Source organism: Methylocucumis oryzae (assembly GCF_000963695.1).
In the GTDB taxonomy this organism is placed as follows: Bacteria; Pseudomonadota; Gammaproteobacteria; order Methylococcales; family Methylomonadaceae; genus Methylovulum; species Methylovulum oryzae.
Genome location: NZ_LAJX01000149.1, coordinates 1 through 12,455, shown reverse-complemented (window position 1 = coordinate 12,455; position 12,455 = coordinate 1). Strand labels below are relative to the sequence as shown.

13 protein-coding genes are annotated in these 12,455 nt (G+C 44.5%); 11 read left to right on the top strand and 2 right to left on the bottom strand.

Annotated elements, in window-relative coordinates; genetic code table 11:
• The 10 genes from kdpB to fliD (VZ94_RS26025) all read left to right on the top strand — a co-directional run.
• The coding region (kdpB, locus tag VZ94_RS14560) for a potassium-transporting ATPase subunit KdpB (protein ID WP_045779785.1) at positions 1 to 1,182 on the top strand (1,182 nt) is incomplete at its 5' end.
• Positions 1,169 to 1,780: a potassium-transporting ATPase subunit KdpC gene (gene kdpC / locus VZ94_RS14555; RefSeq protein WP_338040426.1), complete on the top strand. Its 612-nt coding sequence runs from the start codon at positions 1,169 to 1,171 to the stop codon at positions 1,778 to 1,780. The genes kdpB and kdpC, both read left to right, overlap by 14 nt.
• Positions 1,780 to 2,118: a hypothetical protein gene (locus VZ94_RS14550; protein ID WP_045779784.1), complete on the top strand. Its 339-nt coding sequence runs from the start codon at positions 1,780 to 1,782 to the stop codon at positions 2,116 to 2,118. Before kdpC ends, VZ94_RS14550 begins: the two co-directional genes overlap by 1 nt.
• 145 nt (positions 2,119 to 2,263) lie before the next feature.
• Complete coding sequence (locus VZ94_RS29265; protein ID WP_239649966.1) at positions 2,264 to 3,838, top strand: DUF4118 domain-containing protein; 1,575 nt, start codon at positions 2,264 to 2,266, stop codon at positions 3,836 to 3,838.
• Positions 3,756 to 4,865, top strand: coding sequence for an ATP-binding protein (locus tag VZ94_RS29260; RefSeq protein ID WP_239649965.1), 1,110 nt, complete (start codon positions 3,756 to 3,758; stop codon positions 4,863 to 4,865). Before VZ94_RS29265 ends, VZ94_RS29260 begins: the two co-directional genes overlap by 83 nt.
• A 165-nt stretch (positions 4,866 to 5,030) precedes the next feature.
• Positions 5,031 to 7,160: a flagellin N-terminal helical domain-containing protein gene (locus VZ94_RS30865; protein ID WP_045779783.1), complete on the top strand. Its 2,130-nt coding sequence runs from the start codon at positions 5,031 to 5,033 to the stop codon at positions 7,158 to 7,160.
• A gap of 108 nt (positions 7,161 to 7,268) precedes the next feature.
• The gene (locus VZ94_RS23210) at positions 7,269 to 7,688 is read left to right on the top strand and encodes a flagellar protein FlaG (RefSeq protein WP_052700571.1); all 420 of its coding nucleotides are present in this window, start codon (positions 7,269 to 7,271) and stop codon (positions 7,686 to 7,688) included.
• 26 nt (positions 7,689 to 7,714) lie between these two features.
• Positions 7,715 to 8,386, top strand: coding sequence for a flagellar filament capping protein FliD (gene fliD / locus VZ94_RS14530; RefSeq protein ID WP_045779782.1), 672 nt, complete (start codon positions 7,715 to 7,717; stop codon positions 8,384 to 8,386).
• Between the two features lie 16 nt (positions 8,387 to 8,402).
• Positions 8,403 to 9,098 carry a flagellar filament capping protein FliD gene (fliD, locus tag VZ94_RS14525; protein WP_045779781.1) on the top strand — a complete coding sequence of 232 codons (696 nt, stop codon included), beginning with the start codon at positions 8,403 to 8,405 and terminating at the stop codon, positions 9,096 to 9,098.
• Positions 9,099 to 9,333: 235 nt separating this feature from the next.
• Entirely contained in the window at positions 9,334 to 9,714 is a 381-nt protein-coding gene (fliD, locus tag VZ94_RS26025) for a flagellar filament capping protein FliD (RefSeq protein ID WP_045779780.1), read from the top strand.
• On the opposite strand, the gene VZ94_RS14515 is transcribed toward fliD (VZ94_RS26025), so the two are convergent.
• Positions 9,711 to 10,073, bottom strand: a complete 363-nt coding sequence (locus tag VZ94_RS14515) for a DsrE family protein (RefSeq protein ID WP_045779779.1) — start codon at positions 10,071 to 10,073, stop codon at positions 9,711 to 9,713. The genes fliD (VZ94_RS26025) and VZ94_RS14515 overlap by 4 nt on opposite strands.
• A complete protein-coding gene (tusD, locus tag VZ94_RS14510) occupies positions 10,073 to 10,462 on the bottom strand; it encodes a sulfurtransferase complex subunit TusD (protein ID WP_045779778.1) in 390 nt (129 codons plus the stop codon). Before tusD ends, VZ94_RS14515 begins: the two co-directional genes overlap by 1 nt.
• A gap of 108 nt (positions 10,463 to 10,570) precedes the next feature.
• On the opposite strand from tusD, the gene VZ94_RS14505 reads away from it, so the two are divergent.
• A complete protein-coding gene (locus tag VZ94_RS14505; protein ID WP_045779777.1) occupies positions 10,571 to 12,040 on the top strand; it encodes a beta-barrel assembly-enhancing protease in 1,470 nt (489 codons plus the stop codon).
• Positions 12,041 to 12,455: the final 415 nt, after the last annotated feature.

The window sequence follows — 12,455 nt, the reverse complement described above, 5'->3', positions numbered from 1 at the left end:
ACTTCAGGTCGAGCGGTTGAAGCGGCAGGTGACATCGATGTGTTAATGCTCGATAAAACCGGCACGATTACGTTAGGCAACCGGCAAGCGTCTATGTTTATTGCTGTTAAAGGCGTTACTGAAAAAGAACTTGCCGATGCGGCACAGCTTGCGTCATTGGCTGATGAAACACCAGAAGGCCGCAGTATCGTGGTTTTAGCCAAGCAAAAATATGGTTTTAGAGAACGTGATGTGAAGGCCTTAGGTGCGACGTTTATCCATTTCAGTGCCCAAACACGTATGAGCGGCGTTAATATCGAAGGTCGGCAAATCAGAAAAGGTGCGACCGATGCCATTAAGAGCTATGTCGAAGATTTAGGCGGTAAATTTTCGCCAGAATACAGCAAATTAGTTGATGATGTGGCTAGACGTGGCAGTACGCCCTTAGTCGTTGCCGAAAGTACGCGCGTGCTAGGCGTGATTGAGCTTAAAGATATTGTTAAAGGTGGGATTAAAGAGCGTTTTGCCGAGCTTAGGCAAATGGGCATTAAAACCATAATGATTACGGGTGATAATCGCTTAACGGCTGCGGCTATCGCTGCCGAAGCCGGTGTGGATGATTTTCTGGCCGAAGCGACGCCCGAAGCCAAGCTGAAACTCATCCGGCAATACCAAGCTGACGGCCGGTTAGTTGCTATGACGGGGGATGGCACGAACGACGCGCCCGCGCTCGCACAAGCCGATGTTGCCGTGGCGATGAATAGCGGCACACAAGCCGCTAAAGAAGCTGGAAATATGGTGGATTTAGATTCTAACCCAACCAAGCTGATTGAAATCGTTGAAACCGGCAAACAAATGTTAATGACACGTGGTGCGTTAACAACGTTTAGCATTGCCAATGATATAGCGAAATATTTTGCCATTATTCCCGCCGCGTTTGCGACGACTTACCCGGTGTTAAATGTTCTTAACATCATGCACTTAGCCACGCCAGCCAGTGCGATTTTATCGGCTGTGATTTTTAATGCCTTAATCATTATTGCCTTGATTCCGTTAGCCTTAAAAGGTATCGCTTATAAGCCCGTAGGTGCTGCTACGTTATTACAAAATAACTTACTCATCTATGGTGTCAGTGGCCTAGTGGTGCCGTTTATAGGTATTAAAGCGATAGATTGGTTGTTAGTTAGCCTTGGTCTGGTTTAAGGAGCGCATGATGCTTAAGCAATTAAAATCTGCATTAGTGTTATTAGCTATTTTTACGCTATTAACAGGCGTGCTTTATCCGGTTATAGTCACCGGTATCGCACAACTTATTTTCCCTCAGCAAGCCAATGGTAGTTTAATCACTGATAGCCGTGGCAATGTGTTAGGTTCGGCATTAATTGGTCAACCATTTTCACAACCAGAGTATTTTTGGGGTCGACCCTCTGCAACAGGGCCTTATCCGTATAACGCCGCAGCCTCAAGTGGCTCCAATTTAGGACCAACTAATCCAGCGTTACTCGCGGCAGTTAAAGATCGTATTGCCGCGCTTAAGTCCGTTGACCCAGACAATCAAGCAGCGATACCCGTCGATTTAGTGACAGCATCCGGTAGTGGCTTAGACCCTCATATTAGCTTAGCTGCCGCCGATTATCAGGTTCACCGCGTTGCTCAGGCTCGCCATCTAGCCCCTGAAAAACTAAGAGAAATCGTTCAAGCCCACACTGAATCAAGGCAAGGTTGGTTACTAGGTGAACCTAGAGTAAATGTGTTAACGCTAAATCTGGCATTAAACGCGATAGGCAAAGATGGTCAATAATGATGCGCGCAATCATTTTATACCTTGGCTTATTCTTTATTCTGTTAGGGGCTACCAGCGCTGATACCGGCAATGAACGTTTTTTGTTGCCGACTACTAAAATGTACCTTGAGGCATGTAGAGAAAAAGCCTTATCACTGCACCCTGGAAGAATAGATAGGGTGGAATTTCTCACAGGCAAACACCATGATTCTGTTATGCGCTATGAAATTAGCGTTAACTATACGCCAGCATGGTTATTGGTATGTGATTTAGCCAGCGGCAACATTTTCAGTACGCAACAACTGCTTATTGAACCAATGGAGCTAAAATCTAACTTGTCAGTTAACGCCGATTGATTTATTTGGAGACAGCCGTGGACATCGAACGCCCTGATCCAGACCAGCTACTCGCACGCGTGGAACGGGAACATAGCCGCGCGACGCGGGGGCGGTTAAAAAATTTTTTTTTGGTGCCGCCGCTGGGGTTGGTAAAACCTACGCGATGTTACTCGCTGCTAAAGAAAAACGTGCAGAGAATATAGACATCATCATAGGGCTGGTAGAAACGCATGGTCGTAAAGAAACGGCAGCATTGTTGCAAGGTCTGGAAGTACTACCACCAAAGCAAATTGACTATCGTGGTGCAGTATTAACTGAATTTGATATTGATGCGGCATTAAAACGCAAACCGTCGATTATTGTTGTCGATGAGTTAGCGCATACTAATGCACCTGGCTCACGTCACCCTAAGCGTTGGCAAGATATAGACGAACTACTCGAAGCCGGTATTGATGTTTATACGGCGCTGAATGTGCAACATTTAGAAAGCTTAAACGACGATATTGGTCAAATTGCCGGCATACGCGTTTGGGAAACGATACCTGACACCGTATTTGAAGAGGCCAATGAGGTCGAGCTAGTCGATTTACCCCCCGATGAGTTATTAGATAGGCTAAAAGATGGCAAAGTCTATATTGCTGAACAAGCCGAAGAAGCCGCGAAACATTTTTTCCGTAAAGGCAATTTAATTGCGTTAAGAGAATTAGCGCTACGACAAACGGCGTATCGCGTGGATGCGCAAATGCTCGATTATCGCGAAAATCATTTTATTCGCGATGTTTGGCAGGTTAACGAGCGAATCCTGGTTTGCATAGGCCCAAATCCGTTATCAGAGCGTTTAGTACGTGCCGGTAAGCGTTTTGCGACGAGTTTACGTGCAGAATGGTTAGTCTTGTATGTAGAAACGCCAGAATTACAACGTTTACCGGCAGAAAAGCGCGATGGTATTTTACGCATTCTAAGATTAGCCGAGCAATTAGGCGCGGAAACCGCGACCTTAAGCGCTCCGAAAATGAGTTCGGCGATTATTCGCTATGCGTATGAGCGCAATGTCACCAAAATTGTTATGGGAAAGCCGAGTCGGCGCGGTTGGCGGCGCATGTTATTAGGTTCGATAGTTGATGATTTAATCAGCCAAGCCCATAACATCAATATTTATCTACTCGGTACACCTAGAGCCGATAGCACTAAAGCTGAGCTATCGTTATACCGAAGAAACTCTTTGCCTGGACTAAGCAAGCGCAATGCTAGCCTAAGCAAAAATCGCTATGGTTATTTGTGGGCTATTGTCATTACGCTAGTGAATACCGGCCTTGGCTATTTGATGTTAGACCGGTTTGCGCTGGCCAATTTAATGATGGTCTTTCTGCTTGGCGTGGTATTTATTGCGACGCGCTTTGGGCATGGCCCATCGATATTGGCTTCATGCTTAGGCGTGTTAATGTTTGATTTGCTGTTTGTACCGCCTTATTTCAGTTTTACCGTTGCCGACAGCCAATATTTATTTACCTTATTAGCGATGTTAACGGTGGCTATGGTGATTAGTCATTTAATGGCTAATGTGCGCTCGCAGGCCAAGGTCGCAGGTCATAGAGAGCGCCGTGCGACCGTGTTGTATGCGATGAGCAAAGAATTAACGGCAAGCCAAAGCGAAGATGAAATCGTGCGTACAGCGGTTAAGCATTTTTATACCGAGTTCGGTAGTAAAAAACGTTATTTTATTTACCGATGCGAATAACCGCGTTGTTTATCCTAAACAGTTGCCTATGCCGGAATCATTGAGTTCAGCCGATTTAAGCGTGGCGCAATGGGTGTTAGATCACAATGAAATCGCCGGTCAAGGCACACATACCTTACCTGGCGCGGATGCGGTTTATTTTCCGTTAAGCAATAAAGAAACGATGTTAGGCGTTTTAGTGTTGTTGCCAGTTAATTTGCGCAGGATTTTTTTACCCGAACAACAAAAGTTATTAGAAACATTACTAAGCCAAATTGCACAAGCGATTACCAGGGTACGCCTAACTGAGCAAACGAAATCAGTACAATTAGCCGTGGAAGCAGAGCGGTTGCGTAATTCGCTATTAAGCGCCATTTCCCATGATTTGCGCACGCCACTGGCAACGATTATGGGTTCGGCTAGCACTTTATTAGACAACCGAGCGTTATTAGAACCCCCTGCACAACAGGATTTAAGCCAAGCGATTTATGACGAAGCGCAGCGTATGTCTACACTGGTTAATAATATCTTAGACATGGCGCGCTTTGATGCGGGTAAGGTCGCCTTGAATAAACAATGGTATCCCGCTGATGAAATCATTGGTTCGGTATTAACCCGTCTACAAACTCAATTAACCCATCGACCATTAGCGGTGAATCTACCTTCCGGCATGACGATGCTGTATGTTGATGTCGTCTTAATCGAGCAAGTGTTAATGAATTTAATAGAAAATGCTTTGCGTTATACGCCGTTAAATAGCTCTTTGGAATTAACGATTAGCACTATTGACGATGGCGTTGAGATTACATTAGCTGATCACGGGCCAGGTATTCCAGACGGTTATCAACAAAAAATATTTGAAAAATTTTATCGCTTACACCATGAGAGCGCGCAAAGTGGTGTAGGGTTAGGCTTAGCGATATGCAAAGCGATTGTAGAAGCTCATGGCGGTATTATACGCGCACAAAACAGAGCAACGGGCGGCGCTGTTTTTAGTTTTACTATCCCGTTAGAACAAGCGCCGCCAGTGCTAACAACAGAACTATAAAGTTGATTTTTAACAGGTGTTAACTATTTCTGAATACTGTAAAAAAGCAAAGAAAAAAATTAAAGATTCTCTAGCCAACGCCGATAAACCCTACGAGAGTTAATCAGGTGGTTACAATCCCTCGATTACCTAAATACAATCACACAATAAGCTAGGAGAAATATCATGTCTTCAGTAGTCAATACCAATATAAGTTCACTGACTGCACAGAGGAATTTGGGCAAATCACAAATGTCTCAAACGACAGCAATGCAACGCTTGTCTTCTGGTCTGCGCATTAACAGTGCAAAAGACGATGCTGCGGGTCTCTCAATTTCTGACCGCATGACATCACAAATTAAAGGCTTAAACCAAGCAAGTCGCAATGCGAATGATGGTATTTCATTAGCGCAAACTGCCGAGGGCGCTTTAGGTGAGATTACCACTAACTTGCAACGGTTGCGTGAGCTGGCAGTTCAATCTGCTAACGCAACCAACACGACCGTTGACCGTGCTGCTATCCAACAAGAAGCCGATCAATTGTTAGAAGAAATTGATAGAGTAGCCGGACAAACTGAATTCAACGGCACGAAATTACTGGATGGTTCATTTAAAGACCAATCGTTTCAAATCGGTGCTAATGCCGGTCAAACCATCTCTATAGGCATGACCAGCTCAAAAACATCAACACTGGGTACCGGTGATGCGTCATCTATTACAGGACGTGCTAGTGCTTCGGTAGCGGGCGACTCGACAACAACACCGTCTATGGTAGCGGGCGATGTCAGCATTAATGGCGTCACTATCGGTGCTTCAGTCGGTACAGCCGATAATAAGTCGTTCTCGTTTAATGCGGCGAGTGCGATTGCCAAAGTAGCGGCGTTTAACTCATTATCAAACGAAACAGGTGTTGTGGCATCGGTTAATGCGACTGAAGTTGAAGGTCGAGCCATGACTGGCGCGGCAACAGACGGTGTTATCGTTATTAACGGCGTATCAACCTCTGCTGTGTTTACCACGACAGACACTTCCGCAACGCGTCAATCAGTGATTACGGCGATTAACGCTTTATCTGATCAAACCGGTGTAACAGCCGTTGATACCGGTACCGATGCAGGCGGTGTAAAACTGGTCTCTCAAGATGGCCGCAATATTACGTTAGGCTTTGATAACTCAGCGTCAACAACAGCATTAACCGCATCCTCTACTGGTTTAGCATTTAATGGTGTTGATTTAACCGACCCTACTGATAAGACCGATGCCGGTTATCAAACGTATTTTGGCACTTATACGTTGTCTTCAGCAAAAGATATTAAAATTAATGAAGGAACAGGCACGATTAGCAATACCGGTTTACAAGCGGGAACATATTCGCCACAAGTGGCTTATACCTCAACTGCTGCTTTGACAACTAACACAGCGTTTACCGCTGGTGATTTTAAAATCAACGGCGTATTAATTGGCTCTTCATTAGCCAGTGATGATAAAGCGTCCTCTAGTTTAAAAGATAATAGTGCGATTTCTAAAGCGGCGGCGATTAATGCGATTTCTAAGCAAACGGGCGTTTCTGCTGTAGTCAATACCAATGCTACTAATGGAATCGAAGCCACAGCGGGTGCATCGGGTGTTATTAATATTAACGGAGTTAATACCGGTACGGTCACAACTACAGGTACAGACTTTGCTGCTGATAGAGCGGCGGTGGTTCAAGCCATTAACGCCATATCCGGTCAAACTGGCGTGGTCGCTATTGATACCAATGACAACGCTAAAGGTATTAAACTTGAAGCAGCTGATGGTCGTAACATTGTTATCGACACAGCAACAGGCGGCTTTGCTGGTGACGGTACTGATACTGGATTGGTTGCCGATGGTACTTATACCGGTTCGGTTACATTAAAATCAGCCACTTCATTTACTATTGAAAGTGGCACAACCGGTACCGATGTAACAACTACGTTAGGTTTAGAAGTTGGTACTTACGGTTCTGGTAAAAGCGGACAATCGTTAGATTCTATTGATTTAACAACGGCTTCCGGTGCAACAGCGGCATTAACCGCGATAGATAATGCATTAGCGTCTGTTAACAGTGGTCGAGCGGTGTTAGGTGCGGTGCAAAACCGGTTTGAATCAACTATTTCTGCGTTGCAAATTACCTCTGAAAATTTAACCGCAGCGCGTAGCCGTATTAAAGATGCTGATTTTGCTGCTGAATCTGCTGAGTTAAGTCGCTCACAAATCTTGCAACAAGCAGGTACAGCGATGTTGGCACAAGCAAATACCGCAAGCCAAGGTGTTTTATCTTTATTGAGATAAACTCCTGAGTTCGTGTAACATGGGGCGTGGCTGGTTGAGCCACGCAGCTTGAGCAGCGGTCGATTTTCGTCCGCTGCTTTTGTCTTTTAAGCGAGTAAGAGGTGCGTCGTGGATATTTCAGTCAGCAATGTTGCCAATGTCGTGGCACTCCAAAAACGAAGTGAGCATACGGATAAGCCTATACCAGAGCAGTCTGGCTCTCGCCAGAGTAGTTTTGCCCAATCTACGCCATCTACTGCATTTGATAGATTAAACAAGTCATCGAATGACAGTAATGATGGTCATAAAGACCAGCAAAATAAAATGCGCGATCAAGTCGATCAAGCCGTAAAGAATATTAATGATTTCTTTCAAATGTCTAGGCGAACGATGCAGTTCTCGGTCAGTGAAAATACCGGAAAAATGGTTATTGAAATTAAAGATGAAACAACTGGCGAGTTAATCCGGCAAATTCCATCGGAAGAGATTTTGCAATTAGAGAAAAAATTGGACGAAGTACAAGGGTTATTGTTCAGTAGAAAGGCTTAATACATTAGCGCTTAGAGAGGTGTGTCATGGCTAGCATCACATCAACAGGTTTAGGCTCTGGCCTTGACATCAATGGTATGGTAACGAAACTGGTCGCTGCCGAAAGGTCGGCGGCTGATACTCGTAATACCACGAGAGAAGCGAATGACAACGCCAAAATTACTGCCTTAGGTAACTTTAAAGGCGCTTTGTCCGACTTTAAAACGTCGTTAACTACGTTAAGTCAAACCAGTAGTTTTCAAAAAATTACTGCGAATTCCAGCGATACCTCCATTATTACCGCCTCAGCACTGAGTGTCGCCGAGGTCGCCAGTTATCAAGTCGAAGTTAAAAGCACGGCACAAAGCCATGCGTTAGCGTCTAAAGCTTACGCCGATCCTACGACCGTAGTGGGTTCTGGCACATTAACGATTAATTTCGGCACAACCGATTATGACACTACCACCAAGGCTTATAACGGATTTACGCCAAATGCCAATAAGCCATCGTTAACATTGACTATTGACTCTACCAACAACAGCTTAGTTGGGATTCGCGACGCGGTTAACAAAGCCAATGCGGGTGTGACGGCGTCTATTATCAATGATGGCTCCGGTAATCGTTTAGTGTTTAAATCTACCGACACCGGCCTTAGTAACAGTATGCAAATCAAAGTCACGGAAAGCGGCGGCGCAGGCTTGTCTGATTTAGCATTTTGACAGCTCTAGCAGCCAAATGACCCAAACCCAAACAGCCAAGGACGCTGTGCTGAATATCAATGGCCTAGATGTGAGTAGCACCAGTAACACGATTAACTCTGCGTTAAAAGGCGTTACGTTTAATTTGCAACAAGCGCAAGTAGGCAAGACGGTTACTATTAATGTTAATCGTCAAAGTGAAGAGCTAACCACTGCGATAAACAGCTTTGTCGAGAAATACAACGCCTTAGTCGCTAATGTTAAAAGCAGTACCAGTTACGACGCAACGACCAAAACAGCCGGTATCTTAATGGGTGAATCCGTTGTGCAAAGTGGTATGGTGCAAATTCGCAGTATGTTAACCAACTCGTTAAACAGCGCGTCAGGCATTAGCACGTTATCGGATGTTGGTATTAGCATACAAAAAGACGGCTCGTTAAAATTTGATGCGGATAAATTTGCCAAAGCCCAAAACACCGATATTGACAGTGTAACGGCGCTATTTTCCGTGTTAGGCCGCACGTCTGATAGCAAAGTACAATACATTAGCAGCTCTAAAGAAACTATGGCCGGTAGTTATGCGGTTAATATTACCCAAGCAGCGACACAAGCGTCGCTTGAAACCAGCGCATTAAGCTTTCCATTAACGGTTGACGGCACGAATAACAGCTTAGTGGTAAAAGTTAACGGCTTAAAATCAGGTACTATTGCATTGACACAAAAAAACCTATAACAGCGGTAGCGACTTAGCCAGTGAACTGGAAGATAGAATTAATGCCGATGCGACGCTTAAAACCAGTAATTTAACCGTCAAGGTTGATTATGATACAACCAATAACCGCTTAGTCATTAAATCCAATACTTACGGTGCATCATCACAATTTGAAATCGTCGAAGGGAGTGCAAGCTTAGGGCTAAGTCCCGCTTTAGGCACAGCAGGTCTTGATGTTGCGGGTACGATAAATGGCTTGACCGCAACCGGCAAAGGCCAATTTTTAACGGCGTCATCAGGCGATGCTAGCGGCTTGAAGTTGTTAGTCGACGGCACCACGTTAGGCGATAGAGGAACGGTGACATTTAGTCGTAGTATTCTCGATAAGCTTTCGGCGACTATAGACAGCTTATTAAGCACTAATGGCTCTTTAAACAGCAGAACCTCTGGCTTGCAAAATGATTTAAGCGAAGTCGCTAAGGCCAAAACAGCGCTGAATGAACGCATGGAGAAATATCAACAACGTTTATTAGCCCAGTTTAATGCAATGGATCAATTAATTGGCAGTATGCAAGCCACCAGCTCGTTTTTAACACAACAAATTACTGCCTATAACAACGCCAACAGCAATAATTAGCTGAACGAGTAAATCACATCAAAACGCGACCATAACGCGTTTATCTCATCACGACGACAAACACTCACTGGCAAGCTTAGCTCTGTTGCAGTTAAACCTAACTCTTGCAAAGATTCATGCTCCACATAAACGTCATTAATCTCATACAGTGGAAGGCAAGCAAACCGCTCCGTCGTACAGCTCGTCTCTAATCCATTGGGCAGAGGATTTTTCTTGATTAAAAAAACAGCTTGGTCAAGAAACAAAAGGCTAACGGGTTGGTCGAACGCCGCAACGATTAACAACGTATCTAAAATTTCTTGCACGCCTGTCATCGTTAACAGCGGTTTGGTCACGACAAATAAAAAACGCTTCGCCATTACGCAAACACCATAAAACGGTCGGCCATTAACATAGCCTCAACTAATTGGCTTAGCCCTGAAATTCTAAAGCCATCCGCTAGCTCATTATCAACTTTGCCACGGCGCTCAGCCTCATCACCATGCAATAAACCTCGGCGCTGGGCGGCAGAAATACAAACCACTAAATCCAGCTCATGCAGCTTAGCCAAATGACTCCAAAGCTCGACCAAAGCGGTTTCGCCATTGACAGGATACGCATGTTTAAACGCGTGATAAATGCCATCATGATAAAAAAATACCCTAACGATGTCATGTTGCTGAGCCAAAGCCGCCACAATAAACTGATAGGCTCTAAAGCCTGCATCAGATTGTCCAGGGCTTGTGTTAATTTGTAATGCAAATTTCATAAGCGTGTTAGATAAAGCCTGATAAATCCTGTTATTCTATCGCGCACGCGGCAAACAATTCCAATACGATCTTTGCAACGCCATCATCAACCCTCAAGGTTAGCACGTATGAAAAAAACCATCGCCACTGCATTAGCATTAATGTTAAGCGTTCACACTACAGCCATGTCAGCCATAGACACCGGGCAAAACGACAAAATCATCTTACCGGACATGGGCGACTCATCAGGTACTTTGATTACCCCAGAAGAAGAAAAAGAGTTCGGAGAAGCCTTTTTTCGCAGCCTACACTCGCAAATCGACATCAATCAAGACGCAGAAATACAAGAATACATACAAACTTTAGGCAATAAACTCGCGGCTAACAGCGATAAACCCGAGCAACCTTTCCACTTCTTCGTCGTGATGGAAAATGATATTAACGCCTTCGCAGGGCCAGGTGGTTATATTGGCGTTAACTCCGGTCTTATTCTCAATACTGAAGCGGAAAGTGAACTCGCCTCGGTTATCGCCCACGAAATTGGCCACGTGACGCAACGGCATTTATACCGTGCTGCTGAAGCGGCTGGGCGTTTATCGATTCCCACTATGGCAGCGACACTTGCCGCCATATTACTTGGAATGCAATCAGCCTCGATGGGGCAAGCCGCTATCATGGCCATACAAGCCGGTAGCGTACAATTTCAAATCAATTTTACCCGCGAAAACGAAGAAGAAGCCGATAGAGTAGGTATGCAAACACTGGCGAATTCACATTTTGACCCGCGCAGTATGCCGACGTTTTTTGAAAAATTACAACAATACACACGCTATTCGGGGCAAGACGTGCCAGAGTTTTTACGCACTCACCCGGTGACAGCATCTCGTATTTCAGACACGCGCGGACGTGCTGAAACCTACCCGTATAAACAATACCTGGATTCAATGAGCTATCAGCTCACCAAAGCCAAAATCCGTGTGTTAACCAATGCCATAGACGACAAACAAACGCTAACCTATTTTCAAACTCGGCTTAGTCAAGGCACGCCCGATCAGCGCGAAGTAGCTAAATACGGTATGGGTTTAATCCTGCTCAAAATGCAAAAATATTCAGACGCGGAACGGATATTGCGAGAACTCGAGCAACAATCCCCGAAGCAACCTCAATATGCCACAGCCTTAGCGCGTATCGCTTTAGAATCCAAAGACTTTGAAACGGCTTTAGTTCGCTACAAAAAATTAGCCGAGAATTATCCTGGGAATGATGCTGTCGCGTTAGAGTATATCAATTGTCTACTAAAAGTGAGAAAGCCAGAATTAGCAAAACAAAGCATCGCTAAATTAAGCGAGCGCACGCAAAAATTACCTATTTATTGGCAGCTATTAGCACAAACCTATAGCGACTTAAAACAACCGGCCGAATCTCATCGCTATCTGGCGGAATATTATTACGCAATGGGGCAAACACAAGATGCGATTTTACAAATTAAGCTAGCGCAAAAATCCAAAGGCTTAACGTTTATCACCTCATCGATTCTAAACGAGCGATTACATTACTTCCAAACTCAACAAATCGAAGCCCGCCTAAATCATCGCTGAAAAAGTTTCTTTGTTAGATCACGTGCAATAAACGCTGCTACCGTTAGGGAATGAGCATAAATCGACTACCCACTTAAAGTGGGATAGATTTGTTATAGTCAGTAGGGCTAGTGTCATTCTGGCATGGATTGCCGGAATTCACGATTTGTATTACCAAGCCAATCCAGCAGTATTCACAGAAATTTCAACAAGTAATACTTTCTTAAACAAGAACATAATACTCGTCGCTTAGAGCTTTTCTTAGGTTTCTAAGCATTCAATAACGCAAAAAACTCCCACAGTTCTCCCATTACAGTAACGCTTTTTTATCAGATACTAACGCCATGCCGTAAGTAAGGCAGGGTTTGAATGAAACAGTTAGTGAAAATAACAGCGACTACGCCCTAATCTACAAATCAACCGTAACGAATGGAGA